Here is a 17,200-nt window from a genome sequence, read left to right as displayed (position 1 = left end):
GGCTATGGTGTGTATTCCCGGCGGCCAAGTTGTTTTGAGCCAACGCGTTTCAGACCCGGTTTCGAGAAAGACGCAGAGATCGATTGGACGATGAACCATTCCCCGCCCACACATCCTCCGGAGACGGTCCATTCCTTTTCGACGGACAAGCTGGCCTTTATCGCCAGCGATACCGCGGAAGCCACGGCTGCCCTTGAAAGCCTGTCGGAAAAATACGGCAATGTTGCCGCGGAAGACGCCGATGTGATCGTCGCCCTGGGCGGGGACGGGCTCATGCTCCAGACCCTTCACGCCCATATCGGCGGCGGCAAACCGATCTACGGCATGAACCGCGGCTCCGTCGGTTTCCTGATGAACGAATACCGGGAGGACAATCTCAGGGAGCGGCTCGCCAAGGCGGACATCACCACCATTCGCCCGCTTGAAATGAAGGCGACCGACGACACCGGCGCGGTGCACATGGCCATGGCCATCAACGAGGTCTCCCTGCTGCGCCAGACGTCCCAGGCCGCCCGCCTGAGAATTTCGGTCGACGGCCGCGTCAGGCTCAAGGAACTGATTTGCGACGGCATCATCGTCGCAACCCCTGCCGGCAGCACCGCCTATAACCTGTCCGCCCATGGCCCGATCCTGCCGATCACGGCCCAGCTCCTGGCCCTGACGCCGATCAGCGCGTTCCGCCCCCGCCGCTGGCGCGGCGCCCTGCTGCCCAACGGGGCTCACGTCGATATCGAAATCCTAGAACATGAAAAACGCCCTGTCAGCGCCTCTGCGGACCACAGGGAATTCCGGCGCGTCCTGCATGTCTCGATCAGGGAATCGGTCGAGACGGAGGGCCTGATCATGTTCGATTCGGACCATGGCTGGGATGAGCGTATCCTGACGGAAATGTTCCGCTACTGATACATAGCGTAATTCCGGCGGCCAAAATCATGTCCGGCAAGGGCCTGTTAAGCATGAGTGACGATACTGCCTTGGCAGGTCGTGCTGAAACCGGAGATGAGGACAAACGAACTATGACTGACACCGCGAAGGATCAGGAATATGAGATCTTGTCCCCGCCGTCCGATCTGCGCAGAAAGGTCCGGGAACTGACGCCCCGCGAAGCGAAGAAGTTCGACCCGGTGAAAGCGGCCGAAGCGGCCCTGCAGCGGCTCTCGAAGAATTTCGGCACGTGGATGGACAATGAAACCAGGGACCTGATGAGCGCCTGGGAGGCTGTCCGGAACGAAGGGCTGACGGAAGAGACCCTGGCAACACTGTTTCGTGCCGCCCACAACATCAAGGGCCAGGCCCTCACCCTCGGCTTTCCGCTGGTCGGTCAGGTCGCGGCCAATCTCTGCCATCTGATCGAAACCGTACCCGGCCCCGAATCCCTGCCACTGGGGCTCATCGGCCGCCACGTGGAAGCGATCCGCGCAATGGTCATGGAAGGCGCCAAGGACGACGCCAACAAAACCGGCGTGAAGCTGCTGGAAACGCTGCAGGGTGTCACGGACGAATATCTGGCGCAGTTTCCACCGGAGCCGGAAGAAGCCTGAGCGAAAGCTGTTCCCGAGGCTCGCCCGGTCTGCCCGGTCGATCCACGGAAAGAGAGCCTGCCGGCCGGTGTCTCCGGAAATGATATCAGGTAAATTGACCCGCGGCTGAAGCGGCACGCGGCCTCATGCGGCCGCCGTCACCCGCAGGGTGCTGTTCCTGACCAGAAGCCGCGCCTCCAGTCTCGCAACGTCGATGGCAAAGCGGCGCAGGAAGGCCATGACGTCCTCGTCGGCTCCCAGAGCACCGTCCTGCAACTCGGCAAGCAGCGTCTCGGTCAGCATCCGGGCCTCGTCGAGCGCCAGATCGTAGGTGAAGTCCGCATCCGCCTGCCGGGCAATATCGATGGCAAGCAGAAAGGCCTGATGGGCTCGCAGCGGCAATCCGGCCTTGCGCAAGATCGCCTGAAGGGCCGAACGGCGGACCGTCAGCAGCAGTTTGCACAGACGCGGCAGTGGCACCTGCCCGAGATTTGCCAGGGCCGCAGCAAAGAAGCGCAGGCGCCCGCAGCACACGGACCGCAGCAGCAGACGCGTCGTCAGCCTGCCTTGTGCCCGAAGATGCTCAACAAATGCGGGCAGCTCTTCCGCGTGTGCCTCAAGCGCGAGGCGCAGCACCACCTTGTCTTCGGCATCGCTCAGGAATGTGCGCCGCTGGTGTTCGGGAACCCGTTCGAGAACGATCGGATGGTCGTCCAGGTTTTCGGCGAGCCGCATCAGCAACTGGTAGCGCACCGGCAGCGGCAGGTCCCGTGTTTTCAGGAGCTTGTCGCAAATGTCCGGACGGTCGTCGAACCGCTGCGCCAGGCGCAGCAGCGACGATTGCAGCACTTGCGCACCGGTATTCCGAAGCAGGCTGCGGCAGGCGGCTTCGCTGCCAACCTCGCAAATCGCGGCCGCGACGGATGCAGGCAGGTTCTCCCGCTCCGCAATCGCGCATTGCACGGCGTCACTGCCCTCGGCGAAGAGATCGACCAGTTCCGCCTCGCTCAGAATGGGAGAAGACTTCAGGATCGGTATGGCGACCTCGTCGACGTCGCCGGCCAGGCACCGGATAACGTGCCCGGGAGCACGGGAACTCGTGGCCAGGGCCTTGGCGATGGCCTTCCGGACGGCCCGGCTCGGATCATCGAGAAGGATCGTCAGGGCCGCGGTCATGCCGGCCTGTTCCTGGCTGCCGGGTTCGGCAGCCAGACAGCGTTCCGCGAATTCGTGCGCGGCCAAAATGTCCAGGGTGCGCTCATCATCGTTATTCAGTTGGAATAAATCGTGTACGGTCATGCCGGTAAAACAATCTTGCCAAGGGTCTGTTCTTATTATGACATCGAAGGCTTAACGATCGGTTCACCATAATTTTTCCAGGGCTGGACCCTGCCGCTAGGCCGGCGGCAGGAGGTCCTTCTGTTCTTCTTCCGCCTTCAGGCGCAGGAAACGCGTCAGATCCATCGGAGCGCCCTGATCGGCCAATGCCAGTTCCTGGGCGGCAACACGGCTCGAAGCACCGGAAAGGCCGCCGAACATGGCCACCTCTTCGACGGCGGCGAAAGCGGACGCGAACCGCGGATTGACCGCAGCTTGCGAAGATCCCTGATCGTTGCGGAACAGTGCTTCAAACGGATTGGCGGTTTCGGTGGCCTGGAAGGCCGACAGGACGCGGCTCGTGGCATCGTCCACATCCGTTCCGTTGATCGACGATTCGCCGGGTTCGGCAGGCAGCGGCGCGGTGGCCGGTGCGCTCACCCGTTCTTCCTGCAGGAAGACAGCGCTCGCGGTTCTGCCGGCGTACCGGCTTGGACGGCCCTCCGGCAGCGGCACGGTCGTTTGCGCCAGCTCAAGCGCACTGGCATCCGGATACTCCGGGAGCGCCTGACCTGCTGAGGCGATCGCTCCGGGGGCAGCCGGTTTGGACCGCATGGCAAACGCGGCGGCCGGATCACCGGCCAGATGGTCGAAAGACTTTTGGTTGATCTGCGGCGCACCGTTGACCGGCTTTGCATTGGGCAGGGTCGCGACCTGGGTCAGTTCGCCGGAGGTGCGCAGGTTTTTCTTGCCGCTGACTTCCGCGATCATCGTCACCGCATCGTGTTTGGAGACGATGACCTCGTAGACCTCCTGCATGGACCGGGCCTTGCCGTTCCTTTCATAGAAGATCGGCTTGTTCGCCCGCGCCTGGGCCGAGAACACCTTGTCGGCCCGCATATCGGGATCCGCTGCGGCTGCATCGATCAGCTTGCTGGCGCCGTGCGCACCCAGAAAATGTGCCATGTAGAGTTCGCCATCGGTCGGCCCCCGGCCGATTTTGCGCTCAAGATAATCGGAATTCTTCTGCGTCAGTGCGCCCGCCATCATCGACGAGATTTCCGGATCCTTACGCAGGTCGAGTATTTCGCGGCGCATCTGGGGATCGCTTACGTAATATTTGCCGTTTTTGGACCGCTCGATCTGGTCGGAGTATTTTTCCAACCCATGTCGCGGTCCCGCTTCCTTCATCGTTTCCAGCCACGTGGATCTCGATAAACTGGAACAGCCCGGTCGCACTGGATGTTCTTGCCTTGGCCGTCGGATTGAACGCCGACTCCCGTGCAGCAGTCTTCACCAGGTAGTCAAATGACGTACCTGTCGAACTACTCGCAGACTGAAACGCAAGCTCGATCCGAGACGCGATCGAGGTGGTGTCAGCAACCTGCATGACCCTGTCTCCTCGACGGAACTAAGTTATACTTTATTAACCTTCAGCGTTAACTTTCGCGCCCAAAGGGTTAACAAAACCTTAACAGCACGCAGACTATGGACTGAACAAGCGGAGGCGCGACTTTTTCTTTTTCCGCTGCGCAAATCTACTGATGCGACTCGCCGGTTTTGTGGAGATCAAAGGCTTTTCCTGCCTTTTCTTGTGAAAAGCCGTCAGCGAATTCAGCTGCCACCGCATCCGATTACTGCCCTTTGCGGTGAGTCGGCAACGCCAAAATGAAAAAAGACGCCGACTCGGCCGGCGCCTTCTTCGAATTAACGCGTCGCAATGACGTGGCAAAAAGCACGCTACGTTTTCGGCCGGACCATCTGGAAAACCTCGCTCACCACCGCATAGTCCATGTAGCCCAGGCGTGCCAGCGGCTTGTATCGGGTGACGTCAACGCGGCCATCGACGATCACGTGGTCATCGATGTGAACGCCGACGACCTGGCCGAGGACCATGTAGCTGTCGGTCTCCTGGCCATCGAGACCTTTCAGGTGAATCGTCTCAAGATGTCTGCACTCAAGTGCCGTCGCGGCCCTTGCAACCCGCGGCGCCTTTATCAGCCTGGACGGTGCCGTTTCCAGCCCGGAGAGTTCGAATTCCGAGGTCTCGTGCGGCACGGTAGCGGACGAAAGGTTCATTTCATCCTTCAGATCCCAGCTCGCCATGTTGCAGACGAACTCGCCGGTGGCGTCGATATTCGCGACGCTGTCCTTGTATCCCGAGGAAGAAAACATGACAATCGGCGGCCGGTCGCAGAGACAGTTGAAGAAGCTGTAAGGTGCGAGATTGGCACGTCCGTCCTTGTCCAGGGACGAGATCCAGCCGATCGGCCGGGGCGCCACGATCGCCTTGAGCGGATTATGCGGCAGGCCATGATCGTTCTTCGCGGTTTCGTAAAACATGGCTATTCGGCCTCTGCCCAATTGGTGATGAGTTGAGAAAGCTCCGGACGGGGCCGCTCGAAAGGCGGCTGGGTCGGCGTTCCGATATGGACGAACCCGGCAAACCGCTCGCCTTCCCGGGCGCCGAGATAGCGGGCAGCCTCGTCGTCCAGGGCGTACCATTCCGTCAGCCACTGGGAGGCAAAGCCTGATGCCGCCGCGGCGGTCAGCAGGTTCATGCACACGGCGCCTGCCGAAAGCTGTTGTTCCCACACCGGAATCTTCGGGTGTTCGGCGGCCATGCTGACGACCCCGACCACGACCGGTGCCCGGGTGAAGCGGGTCAGTTCCTTCTGGCGCTGGTCCTGATCCAGCGGCCCGTTGTCACGCTCATAGCGCGCGGCAAGCGACTCGCCGATCGTTTTACCCTGATGCGCGCGGTAAAGAATGAAGCGCCAGGGCGCCAGCTTGCCATGGTCCGGCACTCTCGCCGCAATGGTGAGAATGTCCCTGATCTGCGTCTCGTCCGGCCCCGGCTCCGTCATGGTGATGGCCGGGTGTGAGCGCCTGTTTCTGAGGAATTCAAGAGTTGCCGGTGATCCGGAAGCAAAGCTCGGCATCAATTCGTCCTGTCTGGATAGTCGCATTCGCGACCATCCCCCTAATTGATTGAACGCGATTGTCAACTTTAACTGTCTGGACCAAAGGCCGTCTTGCGACGCGGCCACGCGCGTTCCATCTTGATCGCGTGCGCCGACGAAGCGGGCGGGAATGCCAATTCCCCAAAGCAACGGGTCAGCACCCTAGCACCGGCATGGGTCGTCTGCGGATCGGCCAGTGCATTCAATCTTATGGATACGGCCCTGGATTGCCTCCATGTCTTGAATTTGCCAGATTTTCAGGTCCATTAGAGAAAATGGGGCACAATCGATCACGTTTGGTGTAAAACTGAAAAGTCCGGTAAAAATTCCGGACTCAAAATGATAATGAAGTGGGCATGTTGAATTCTGAATCTGTCTCGGGCCGCATGTCATTTGGACGGGTCATCAAAAGCGCAGCCCTTTCGGTGATGCTGTGCGCCTCTCTGCTGGCCGCAAACCAGGCTGCCGTTTTCGCGCAGTCTGCCGAGGCGCCCATGCCGCCCGCGCCCAAGCCCGACCCTCGGGCAGCCGTCGTGCCGCCGGAAGAACCTATCCTGAACCTGCTCGACCGGGAGCCGGAGCCGCTGTTTTCCGACACGCTGGTTCCCTATGCCCCCGCCCATTCGGGCATGACGGGCGTAAGCGAAGGCCTCGATCAGGGCGCGCTTTACCTGATGGCGAAAGTCTCCCAGGACAGCCCTCCCCTCGATGACGGCCTCGTCTGGCGCATCTATTCCGAGACGACGACCGCCGACGGCCGCCTGCAACTGGTCGCAACGTCGGAAGGCGGCGATGCGGAATTCCGCCTGGATCCCGGCGCCTACCTGATCCACACCGCCTACGGCTACGCGCAATCGACGAACCGGATCGTGATCGGCAAGGAAGTCATGTCCAAGATGGTGACGCTGAATGCCGGCGGCATCAAATTCGGGGCTTCCCTGAAGGACGGCGAAGAGCTCAAGGGTCGCCCGGTTTCCTTCAGCATTTACGGAAGGGAGTTCGATGAGCGCGGCGAGCGCGATCTGATTGCATCCAACATCAAACCCGGCTCCATCGTCCGCCTTGCCGCCGACACGTACCACGTCGTCAGCCGCTACGGCGATGTGAACGCCGTCGTGCGCGCCGATATCCAGGTACTGCCGGGCAAGCTGACTGAAGCGACGATCTTTCACAAGGCAGCGGATATTACGCTGAAACTCGTCAACGAGCGCGGCGGCGAAGCCATTGCCAACACCACATGGTCGGTGCTGAGCCCCGGCGGCGACGTGGTCGTGGAAGCGATCGGCGCGTTCCCGGACTTCGTGCTGGCCGCCGGTGAGTACGAGGCTCTCGCCCGCAACAACGGCCGCACCTATCTGCACACGTTCGAAGTGGTGCCCGGCCATGACCGCGAAGTTGAAGTGGTCACCAGCGTGAGCGAATTGGCGAGCGAGCAGGCACAGAACTGAACGGATCGCGTTCGCTTTTGCCAACACCCCCGCAGGGCCGGAAAGATCTCAATCAAGACAACGATCGAAAAGCAGAAGGGGCGGAGAACCGCCCCTTCCGACTCGACAGATGACCACGTACGACCTCTCCATCGTTACGTATGAACGAAGCGAAGCGGAGATCCGGCATCGCAGAGTTGAGGTCTATCGGACAGAAGGCGAACGCTTGTGGCTCTCCGATCCCGGCTCTGCGCTGACGCTTGGCCGGGATGATGATGGAGAGGCTTGTCACTGGCCCGAGGAGCGGACAGTCGCTCCTTGAAACCTTAGCACCAACGTCGTTCCAGACGACTGCTGCAACGCGCATTGCCGTCAAGCCGGGACTTCTCCCATGAAACGGGGGAAGTTGGTCTACTTCAAATCAGGCGGTGTCGCTTCTTCCACGAAAGCGGCAACGGCCTCGTCCAGCCCCATCGGGGTCTGGTCCTTGGAACCGAGACGGCGGATGTTCACGGTCCGCTCTTCCGCTTCCCGCATGCCGCAGACGAGGATCACGGGCACTTTCGCGTGCGAGTGTTCGCGGACCTTGTAGTTGATCTTCTCGTTGCGGAAGTCGGTTTCCACTTTCAGTCCCTTGGATTTCAGCAGATCCGCCACTTCCTGGCCGTATGCATCGGCTTCGGAGGTAATGGTCGCCACCACGATCTGAAGCGGTGCGAACCAAAGCGGGAAATGCCCGGCATAGTTCTCGATCAGAATGCCGAGGAACCGTTCCATGGATCCGCAGATCGCCCGGTGGATCATCACCGGCGTTTTCTTCTCGCCGTTGCTGTCGACATAGAAGGCGCCGAACCGTTCCGGCAGGTTGAAGTCGACCTGGGTCGTTCCGCACTGCCATTCGCGGCCGATCGCGTCGCGCAGGGTGTACTCGAATTTGGGGCCGTAAAATGCGCCCTCACCCGGCAGGATATCCGTCTTGACCCGTCCTTCTGACTGGATCTCGATCTGCTTCAGAACCTCTTCCATGATCGTTTCGGCATGATCCCACGCCTGGTCGGTACCGACACGCTTCTCCGGCCGGGTGGACAATTTGACGACGATCTGGTCGAAGCCGAAATCCTTGTAGACCGACAGGATCAGGTCGTTGATCTTCAGGCACTCGTCCGCAAGCTGCTCTTCGGTACAGAAGACATGGGCATCGTCCTGGGTGAAGCCACGCACGCGCATCAGGCCGTGCAGGGCGCCGGAAGGCTCGTACCGGTGCACCACGCCGAATTCGGCAAGGCGCATCGGCAGATCGCGGTAACTCTTCAGGCCGTGCTTGAAGATCTGAACATGCCCGGGACAGTTCATCGGCTTCAGCGCATAGACGCGGTCGTCCTCGGCTTCCTCGTCGGCGCACTGCACGGAGAACATGTTCTCCTTGTACCAGCCCCAGTGGCCGGAGGTCTCCCAAAGCGACGTATGCAGCACCTGCGGCGCATTCACTTCCTTGTAGGTGTCCTTCAGCACCCGGCGCTTGTAGGCGATCAGGTTCTGAAACATATCCCAGCCGTTGGGATGCCAGAAGACGACGCCCGGTCCCTCCTCCTGGAAGTGGAACAGGTCCATTTCCCGGCCGAGCTTGCGGTGATCGCGCTTCTCGGCTTCTTCCAGCATATGGAGATAGGCCTTGAGGTCCTTCTCGTTATTCCAAGCCGTCGCGTAGATGCGGGTCAGCATCTCGTTGTCGGAATTGCCGCGCCAATAGGCGCCGGCCACCTTCATCAGCTTGAACGCATCGCCGATCTGCCGGGTGGACACCATGTGTGGACCGCGGCACAGGTCCAGCCACTGGCCCTGCTTGTAGATCTTGATTTCCTGATCAGCCGGAATGGCATCGACCAGTTCCACCTTGTAGTGCTCGCCCTTGGCGGCGAAATAGCGCTTGGCTTCCTCGCGGGACCAGATTTCCTTGGTGAACTGCGCGCCGCGCGCAATGATCTCGCGCATTTTCTTTTCAATGACGGGCAGCTCTTCCGGCGTGAACGGCCAGTCGTCGCCGGTATCGGGATGAACGCGTTTGAAATCGTAATAGAAGCCGTTTTCGATCACGGGACCGATCGTGACCTGGGTGCCCGGCCACAATTCCTGGACCGCTTCCGCCATCACGTGCGCCGCATCGTGACGGATCAGTTCCAGCGCGCGCGGGTCGTCACGGGTGACGATCTCGATCCGGTGGTCGGTCTCGATGGGGTCGGAGAGATCCTTGAGTTCGCCGTCCAGGGCTACTGCTACAGCCTTTTTGGCGAGCGACTTGGAAATGCCCTCGGCGACCTGGAAACCGGTGAGGCCGGACTCGTATTCGCGCACGGAGTTGTCGGGGAAGGTCAGGCTGATCATCATTTTTCTCCTGCTCACTCCTGCAGACAAGGCAGGTAAGCTGTTCAAACGCAATAGAATGGGCCGGACATAGGAGATTAGAACTGGTCCGGCAACCTTTTTCCGACCCGTTTCACTCGATTTTTTGGCGATTTGCAGGGCATTTTTCAGATCATCTGACTTCAAGCCGGCGCACGAACCAGCGGATGAGCTGATCCCAGACCGCGTCTTTTTCGGCAGAGTCTTCAACACCGTGATCAAGATTTGGATTGTCGTTGATCTCGATAACCACGACACGATCGCCGATCACCTTCAGATCGACACCGTAAAAACCGTCCCCGATCAGGCGCGCGCCCCGCACGGCGATGTCGACCACCGCCGGCGGTGCCTCCGCCAGCGAAACGGTCGTGTAGCCGCCCTCGACCGACTTCTTGCCCGCTTCATGGCGCACGATCTGCCAGTGCTTCTTGGCCATCTGATACTGGACCGCGAACAGCGGCTCACCATCCAGGACGCCGATGCGCCAGTCGAACTCCGTCGGGCAGTATTCCTGGGCGATCAGGATGGCACTTTCCTGGAAGAGTTCCTTCAGCTTTTCCCTGATCGGCTCCGCTCCGGCAACACGGAACACCCCCCGGCTGAAGGAGCCGTCCGGGATCTTGAGCACGATCGGCGAGCCGAGCTGCGCCTCCAGGTCATTGGCCTCTTTCTGGGAGGCCAGAACAATGGTCCTGGGCGTCGCGATGCCGTGGCTGTTCAGGAGTTCGGTCAGGTAGACCTTGTTCGTGCAGCGGATCATCGACACCGGATCGTCGATCACCGGCATGCCTTCCTGCACCGCCCGCCGCGCAAAACGGTAGGTGTGATTGTCGATATTGGTGGTCTCGCGGATAAACAGCGCGTCATACTGGGCGAGCTTGTCCAGGTCGCCCTTGCCGATCGGGATCACTTCGACACCGTGGCGCGCGGCGACCTTTGCCATGTGTTTGAGCGAGGCCATGCTGGAGGGCGGCAATTCCTCCTTCGGATCGGAAAGCACCGCCAGAGAGTATTTCATCACCGCCCGCTGCTTCGGCGCCCGCCAGGGCCGCGTGGTGTAGGTCTCGATGGCGGCGAGGAACCTTGCCCGTTCTTCCGGCGTCAGGTCGTCGACGGCCAGAACGCGTATCCGCTTGATGCTGCGCCACTCACCCTCTTCCAGCACCACTTCCAGGACCGGCGCCCGGAACCAGTCGAAAAGCAGGCGGGAAAAGGGCTCCAGCGCCGGATCGCTGAACTGGCCGAGGTAGACCAGCATCCGCGTGATACCGGCCGCCTGGTCCGCGGCCATCTTGCGCAGGCACCTGTTCAGCCGGTCTTCAAGTTCAGGCAGCGCATGCTGGTAAAGTTGCTTGCGCGACAGCTCGACCATCGTCTCGACAGTCGGGACAACGCGGTGCTGTCGGGCTTCGGCCAGAAGCGAGGCGTAATAGCCGGCTCCCTGATAGGCGTAGGAGCGCGAAAGGTTCAAGATGGTCGGATTGGCCCCGGCAAAAAGCTTCGGATGCATGAGATACTCACGCACCGTCATGACCTTGTGCGGCGTTTCGGTGTTGGAAACGTCTTTGAGATTGTCGACCAGAATGACCCAGGAGGACATGGGATCAGGACACCTTTCTTATCAGTATCTGCGCACGAACACCGCTGCGGCCCCAACGGGCCATACGGTCGAATTCAGCAAATGGAATGGGCAAATTGGCGGCATCCGACGGGCTTTCATAGCCCTCGTGCTCCAGCCACGGATCGTGGATGATCAGATGCCGCTCGTCCGCGTCGTGAACCAGGACCCAATGGGGCACCTTTTTGCCGAACATGCGGTACCCGGAGATCAGGACGATCGCCAGCCTGCCGCCCGCAACTTCTGCGGCGATGGCCACCGCATCAAGCGGCTGGTCCGACCGGGCGACTTGCAGCTTTTCGGCCTCGGCGCGATAACCTTCCTGCACCAGCGTCAGCACCTTGCGCTTCTCCGGATCCCGGACGGACTGGAGGAACAGCGGTTCATCGGGAAAGAGCCGTACTTCCGCGGCAAGGCCACGGCGGGCCAGCGCATTGGCCAGGCCGAAGGGACCGCACCCTCCATGGCCGGAGGCCAGATAGACGGTGGTCGCCTCGCGCCACAAGGTGAGTTCGTCAAGCGCCGCGGCCGAAATCGCAGGATCGAAATGCTTGAGCGCCATCAGCGCACAGGCGGGCCCGCAGGTGAATTCCGTGGTCTGGGAATAGTAGGGCGCCTTGCCGGATCCAAGACCCGGACCGTGCAGGAGCTTTTCCATCCGCAGCGCCGCGCAGCCGTCGTCGTAATAGTCGTCGATCCGCCCGAGGTCCCGGTAGCCGGATTTGCGGTACAGGCCGATGGCAGCCTCGTTGTCCGCGCGCACTTCCAGGCGCAGCACGATGCGATCTGCTTCAAAGGCCGCCGTTTCGGCCGCCGTCAACAGCGCTCTGCCCAGCCCCTGCCCCCGGCAGGCAGGATCGGCCGCCAGTGAATAGAGACGGGCAAGCGCCGTGCCCTGGCGCAACAGCAGGAGCGCATAACCGCAGATACCCGCCGGTCCGCAAGCGACGAGAAGGCGGGCTCTCGGACTGTCCAGAAACCTGCGGAAACTTCGCCGCGAAATACGGTCTCCCGCGAAAGCATGGTTTTCGATGCGGAAGAGGTCGGCAAGATCACCCGCAGTGGCTGCGCGGATCCCGATATCCCCGGTTGCGGCCTGGGGAGGTGCCTTGTTCATGGTGCCTTGAAAGACCCAAGTCGTCCGGTGCGCCGCGCCCGGAATCCATCCATCATTGGCGACGATCTGGAGGACGACCTCACGTTGAAATCGCTCACGCTCAAACCTATCGACGGCTATTGCCGAATACACCGATTTTCGTATGCTGTCTCTCGGTTTTTTCGCACTGATCACACATTTCCCCGACCGGACTTCGGCTGTCTTTTTTCGCTCCCCCCCCGGGCGGAGCCACGGTGTCTACCGGCGCTCCTCACCTCCGACGACCAGCGGCGGCAGGCGGCGCCGGATCGGCTGGGACTTGACGATGGACGTGCTCGTTTCCGCCTTGTCGGCAATCCGGTCCAGAATTCCGTCCAACTGATCGATGGACGGCACGGCAAGCCGGGCAATGAAGCAGTCCTCTCCGGTAACCTTGTCGCACTCGCAGAACTCCGGAATTTCCTGAATGAGCTGTTGCACGATGTGCAGTTTCCCGGGCAGCGGCCGGATGCGGACAATCGCCTGAAGACTGTAGCCGAGCGACCTTAGATCGATCTCGGCCGAAAAGCCGCGGATGACGCCGCGCTCCTGCAGCCGCCGGATCTCGCTCCGAAACGCCCGGCGATGACAGACCGGCATGGGCGGCAAGGTCCTTCAGGGACATCCGTGCATCGCTGATCAGCGCTTCGATAATTTTACGATCCGCATCATCCATCTTCATAATCCACCAAACTAACCGGTTTCACCTTAGATAATGCATTAAATATCGCAATTCACCTAATAATTCAAATGGAACGCCTCACCGATCTTTGCCACATTTGAACGAACGAAACGCAAGGAGGCAAAGATGGACAAGACTTTCCGTGGCGCGGCCGAAATGACCGCTGCAATGACCATTCTCGGCACAATTGGCCTGTTCGTGGTCCTGTCCGGCCAGGCGGCCGTCGACGTGGTGTTCTGGCGGTGCGCGTTCGGCGCCCTCGCCCTCGTGCTCATCTGTGGGGCCCAGGGCCTGCTCCGGCGCAAGATCAGCTTGAAGAAGCTCGCCATTGCGGCGGTGGGCGGCGTTGCGATCGTCGTCAACTGGGCGATGCTCTTCAGCGCCTATGGCGAGGCCTCGATTGGGGTCGCCACGGCAGTCTACAATACCCAGCCGTTCATTCTGGTCGGTTTCGGTGTGCTGTTTCTGGGCGAACGTATCACCGCGACCAAGCTCGGCTGGCTGGGCATCGCCTTTGCCGGCGTTCTGATGATCGTCCAGGCGAAACCGGGCAGCGTCGACTATGCCGGGTCGAATTACGCCCTCGGCATCGCCCTTGCCCTCGGAGCAGCGTTCTTCTGGGCCGTGGCCGCGCTTCTGACCAAAAAGCTGACCGGCACCCCGCCGCAGCTGATCGCTCTCATCCAGGTCTGTGTGGGCATCCTCATGCTCGCGCCCTTCGTCAGCTGGAACGCACTGCCCGAAGGTGGAACGGCCTGGGGCGCGCTGCTCACGCTCGGTGCCGTTCACACGGGCATCATGTACATCCTGATGTATGGCGCGGTCCAGAAGCTGCCGACCTACCTGCAGGGTGCCTTTTCGTTCATCTATCCGGTGGTGGCGATCTTTGTCGACTACGTGGCCTTCGGCCACCGGCTGCAGCCGCTGCAGCTCGTCGGCGCCGCGGCGATCATCGTGGCAGCCATGGGCATGACCTTCGGCTGGCGCCTGATCCGGCGGAAAGTCCCGGTTGGAGCGTCATAGATCAACCTCTGGCCGGGCCGGACTGAATGATAAGTCGATCGCATGATCCGTGCGTGAGCCTGCAGCGGTCTCAGGAACGCGGCAGGCTCTCACGGCAAAGCCGCCCTCGCCCGGTCCTTGCCGGCCTTGCGCAGCGCGGCGTCGCGGACCTGTCTGGCCACAGCCTCCGTCCCGCCGCGTGTTTCCCGGATCATGGCCAGGTCCTCTTCCCCCGACCCGTTCATGGGCGCAATGGCAAGATCCGTGTAGCTGCGCCGGTCCGCCGATGCCTTTACTCTCCGGTAGATCCGGTAAACCCGCCATGTGGCCGCTGCATAGGCCCAGTGCCTGACTGCGATCTCCGCCAGATAGCGCGGATAAAAGACGAAGGGACTTTCGACCGGCAGCCCGCTGCGCCGGTCCTTGCGGAATTTCAGCCGGAAGTAGCCGCCTTCCAGCGGATGCACGCCTTCGCGTTGCACCATCAGCTTGAACCACATCATCAGAAACAACTTGTTGCCCGGTCGTCCCTTCTTGTGGGCGGCCGCCCGTCGCAGCACCGTTTCGATGTGCTCATCGGAATAGTAGCTGTCCCAGGCCTGCCGGTACGCCTCCTCCCACTCCGCGTCACTCATCCTGGGGTGATGGGTCACACGATGGTTGAGATCGTATTTGTTGAGGTCCGGGTCCATCCAGGTGCCTTTCGACAGGAGCACCTTGTGGTCTTCCGATCCCGGAAGCGGCGTCAGATAAAAGAATTCAAGCAAGTCAAGCGGCAGTTCCTTCTTGATGATCTCGACATCGTGCAGAACCGCTTCTTTCGTATCTCCCGGGAACCCGATGATGTACCCGGCATAGGTTGTGGCGCCATGGTCACGCCATTTCTGCAGCATCTCCCGGTATTCGGTGATCTTGTTCTGGCGCTTCTTGGCTGCCATCAGGTTGTCGGGATTGATGTTCTCCAGGCCGATAAAGACCCGGTTCACGCCAGCCCGGGCTGCCTTTTCGATGAAGTTCTCGATCCGGTGGCAAAGCGTATCCACCTGAATGATGAACTTGATATCGAATTTTTCCTCTTCCCGCAGGAGAATCAGCCGGTCGAAGAGCGATTCCCATTCCCTGTTGCGGGCAAAATTGTCGTCGGTAATGAAAAACCGATTGATGCCCTGGGCATAATTGCCCCGGATGATCTGTTCCAGGTCGTCGGCAGATCGAAAACGGCTCTTGCGGCCCTGAACGTTGATGATCGTGCAGAACGAACACTGAAACGGGCAGCCGCGGCCGAGATCGAAACTGGAATGCGACCCGGCGGTATACTGTATATGTTTTGATGGCAGGATCGGTGTTGGCTCACCGGTGAGCGACGGCAGGTCCAACATGAAATTGTAGAGCGGCTTCAGCTCCCCTGCCCAGGCGTCGCGAAACACCATGTCCAGCCTCTGGTCTTCCGCCTCTCCTGCAAACAGGCTTACACCCTCCTTCTGCAGCTGGACCATCCCTTCCGGCATGTCGTCGAGCATGGCGATGCAGCCGGAGACGTGAAATCCGCCGATTGCGGTCGGCAGGCCCTCCTTCAGGAACCTCCGGGCCAGATCGGTGGCGCGTGGAAACTGGTTCGATTGAACGCCTACAAGAGCAATGAGGGCCTTGCCACCCTGCCTGCGGATTTCCCGGGCAATCCTCTCCGGATGCACCCGCTTGTTGGTTTCGTCGTAGGTATGCAGATGGATCTTGACGCCCTCGCCCAGGGCACCCCGCTCGCGGGCGGCTTCCGCAAGGCCGTTCAGGCTGGCCAGCGTGTTGGATGGTATTGCCGAACGCAGCCACTGGATCGGATAGCCGTCGTCGTCGTAATGGGTCGGCTTGATCATCACGAAATGGAAGTCATGCGCGTCCATGTGCCCCTCCGCCTTCAGGCTGATGGAGCGAGCTTCGCACCCAGGTTCCGCAGGGTCAAGTTTTCATGGCAATTGCCACAGTGTCGGGCTTACCGATCCAGACGATGCTCGGGAGGAATGTGGCGACCGCTCCAGCGGCCATAGCGCCAGGGCAGCAGCCAGTGGGCGTCGTCCGGCAGGGTTTCGGGCAGCGGATCGAATCCTGATGCGCCCCATGGGTTGCATCTGAGGATCCTCGCCAGGCCGATCCAGCCGCCGGCCCAGAACCCGAACCTGCGGATGGCCTGCTCGGTATAGTCGGAACAGCTCGGCGCATAGCGGCACCCCCGGCCCATGAAAAGGGACAGCGAATGGCGATAGAGCCAGATCAGCCCGATCGCCGCCCGGCCCGCGATCGAAAGTGGCCGGCCGGTCGCAGGAGGAGATTTTCTCGATGAGCACATGAACGCGGTCACACTGGCTCAAGCCGGTTGTCAGGCGGCCGCCCCGCCTGTTTTCTGTTTCGCCTCGATCTGGTCAAGTGCATCCACGACGGCATCGAATGTCAGCATGGTCGAGGCGTGCCGCGCCTTGTATTCCCTGACCGGCTCGAGGAATTTCAGATCCGCGAACCTGCCCGCCGGCGGCTCGCCGCCCTCCTTCAGCATGGCGCGCATCGTCTTTTGAACCTCACGCAACTCCTCGCTGTTTGCGCCGATCACGTTCCTGGCCATGATCGAGGAAGACGCCTGGCCGAGAGCGCAGGCTTTTACGTCATGGGCAAAATCCGTCACCAAGCCATCCTTCATGCACAAGTCGACAAGGACGGTCGATCCACAAAGCTTGGAATGAGCCTTTGCGCTCGCGTCCGGATGGTCAAGACGGCCGATCCGGGGAATATTTCCCGCGAATTCCAGGATCTTTGCATTATATATATCGTCAAGCATTCTCGCCTCATCGTGAAAGCCTGTGATGCCCGGCACATTGAAGGCACTCCAGTTTCACATATATAGATCAGACGCCACGGCAATTTCGCAAGGGGCAGAGTGGTCGCAGTTGGTAATCTTGAGTGACGCATGCGCGCTTGCAACCGGTTCGACCCGCATGGAAACTGTACGTTCGCTTTTTGCGTGGAATATGATAAGGGTCCCCCGCCTCAGTCAGTACCAGTCCGGAACAACGGTCGGACCTGGAGTATCTGAGACGTGATCCGTGCACATACGAGCGCCGTATGACGAGTGACAAGGGTAATATCGCGA

The 17,200-nt window shown here is 60.7% G+C and carries 15 protein-coding genes and 1 pseudogene; 4 read left to right on the top strand and 12 right to left on the bottom strand.

The window, feature by feature from the left end; translation table 11 throughout:
• Window positions 1-90 precede the first annotated feature (90 nt).
• Entirely contained in the window at window positions 91-903 is an 813-nt protein-coding gene (locus tag ON753_RS07885) for an NAD kinase (RefSeq protein ID WP_265962016.1), read from the top strand.
• A 113-nt stretch (window positions 904-1,016) separates the two neighbouring features.
• Window positions 1,017-1,541 (top strand): Hpt domain-containing protein, encoded by a 525-nt coding sequence (locus tag ON753_RS07880; protein WP_265962015.1) that lies wholly within the window; start codon window positions 1,017-1,019, stop codon window positions 1,539-1,541.
• 123 nt (window positions 1,542-1,664) lie between these two features.
• Here ON753_RS07880 and ON753_RS07875 read toward each other — a convergent pair whose 3' ends face one another.
• The 5 genes from ON753_RS07875 to ON753_RS07855 form a co-directional block, all read right to left on the bottom strand.
• Window positions 1,665-2,819, bottom strand: coding sequence for a DUF2336 domain-containing protein (locus ON753_RS07875; protein WP_265962014.1), 1,155 nt, complete (start codon window positions 2,817-2,819; stop codon window positions 1,665-1,667).
• A 96-nt stretch (window positions 2,820-2,915) separates the two neighbouring features.
• Window positions 2,916-4,001 (bottom strand): hypothetical protein, encoded by a 1,086-nt coding sequence (locus ON753_RS07870; RefSeq protein ID WP_265962013.1) that lies wholly within the window; start codon window positions 3,999-4,001, stop codon window positions 2,916-2,918.
• The gene (locus ON753_RS26785; RefSeq protein ID WP_265962012.1) at window positions 3,907-4,227 is read right to left on the bottom strand and encodes a transglycosylase SLT domain-containing protein; all 321 of its coding nucleotides are present in this window, start codon (window positions 4,225-4,227) and stop codon (window positions 3,907-3,909) included. Before ON753_RS26785 ends, ON753_RS07870 begins: the two co-directional genes overlap by 95 nt.
• Window positions 4,228-4,577: 350 nt before the next feature.
• Entirely contained in the window at window positions 4,578-5,180 is a 603-nt protein-coding gene (locus tag ON753_RS07860) for a flavin reductase family protein (RefSeq protein ID WP_265962011.1), read from the bottom strand.
• A 2-nt stretch (window positions 5,181-5,182) separates the two neighbouring features.
• Window positions 5,183-5,779, bottom strand: a complete 597-nt coding sequence (locus ON753_RS07855) for a nitroreductase family protein (protein ID WP_265962010.1) — start codon at window positions 5,777-5,779, stop codon at window positions 5,183-5,185.
• A 377-nt stretch (window positions 5,780-6,156) separates the two neighbouring features.
• Between ON753_RS07855 and ON753_RS07850 the strand changes: the two genes are divergently transcribed.
• Window positions 6,157-7,248, top strand: a complete 1,092-nt coding sequence (locus ON753_RS07850; protein ID WP_265962009.1) for a hypothetical protein — start codon at window positions 6,157-6,159, stop codon at window positions 7,246-7,248.
• A gap of 390 nt (window positions 7,249-7,638) precedes the next feature.
• Here ON753_RS07850 and thrS read toward each other — a convergent pair whose 3' ends face one another.
• The 4 genes and pseudogenes from thrS to ON753_RS07830 all read right to left on the bottom strand — a co-directional run bounded on the left by thrS (window position 7,639) and on the right by ON753_RS07830 (window position 13,056).
• The gene (gene thrS, locus ON753_RS07845) at window positions 7,639-9,609 is read right to left on the bottom strand and encodes a threonine--tRNA ligase (RefSeq protein WP_265962008.1); all 1,971 of its coding nucleotides are present in this window, start codon (window positions 9,607-9,609) and stop codon (window positions 7,639-7,641) included.
• 151 nt (window positions 9,610-9,760) lie between these two features.
• Window positions 9,761-11,227: a RimK family protein gene (locus ON753_RS07840; RefSeq protein WP_265962007.1), complete on the bottom strand. Its 1,467-nt coding sequence runs from the start codon at window positions 11,225-11,227 to the stop codon at window positions 9,761-9,763.
• Between the two features lie 4 nt (window positions 11,228-11,231).
• On the bottom strand, window positions 11,232-12,362 hold the full coding sequence (locus tag ON753_RS07835) for a GNAT family N-acetyltransferase/peptidase C39 family protein (protein WP_265962006.1): 1,131 nt from the start codon (window positions 12,360-12,362) through the stop codon (window positions 11,232-11,234).
• 237 nt (window positions 12,363-12,599) lie between these two features.
• A pseudogene (locus tag ON753_RS07830) lies at window positions 12,600-13,056 on the bottom strand (Lrp/AsnC family transcriptional regulator).
• 132 nt (window positions 13,057-13,188) lie between these two features.
• Here ON753_RS07830 and ON753_RS07825 point away from each other — a divergent pair.
• Window positions 13,189-14,085, top strand: coding sequence for a DMT family transporter (locus tag ON753_RS07825; RefSeq protein WP_265962005.1), 897 nt, complete (start codon window positions 13,189-13,191; stop codon window positions 14,083-14,085).
• Window positions 14,086-14,174: 89 nt separating this feature from the next.
• Here the strand turns inward: ON753_RS07825 and ON753_RS07820 are convergent, their stop codons facing one another.
• From ON753_RS07820 to ON753_RS07810, 3 genes are all read right to left on the bottom strand, one after another.
• Complete coding sequence (locus ON753_RS07820) at window positions 14,175-15,962, bottom strand: B12-binding domain-containing radical SAM protein (RefSeq protein WP_265962004.1); 1,788 nt, start codon at window positions 15,960-15,962, stop codon at window positions 14,175-14,177.
• 89 nt (window positions 15,963-16,051) lie between these two features.
• Complete coding sequence (gene yidD, locus ON753_RS07815) at window positions 16,052-16,405, bottom strand: membrane protein insertion efficiency factor YidD (RefSeq protein WP_265962003.1); 354 nt, start codon at window positions 16,403-16,405, stop codon at window positions 16,052-16,054.
• A gap of 30 nt (window positions 16,406-16,435) precedes the next feature.
• A complete protein-coding gene (locus tag ON753_RS07810; protein WP_265962002.1) occupies window positions 16,436-16,888 on the bottom strand; it encodes an iron-sulfur cluster assembly scaffold protein in 453 nt (150 codons plus the stop codon).
• Between the last annotated feature and the right edge of the window lie 312 nt (window positions 16,889-17,200).

This window comes from Roseibium salinum, from assembly GCF_026240905.1.
GTDB lineage: Bacteria > Pseudomonadota > Alphaproteobacteria > Rhizobiales > Stappiaceae > Roseibium > Roseibium salinum.
This window is presented reverse-complemented; position numbering and strand designations above follow the sequence as displayed.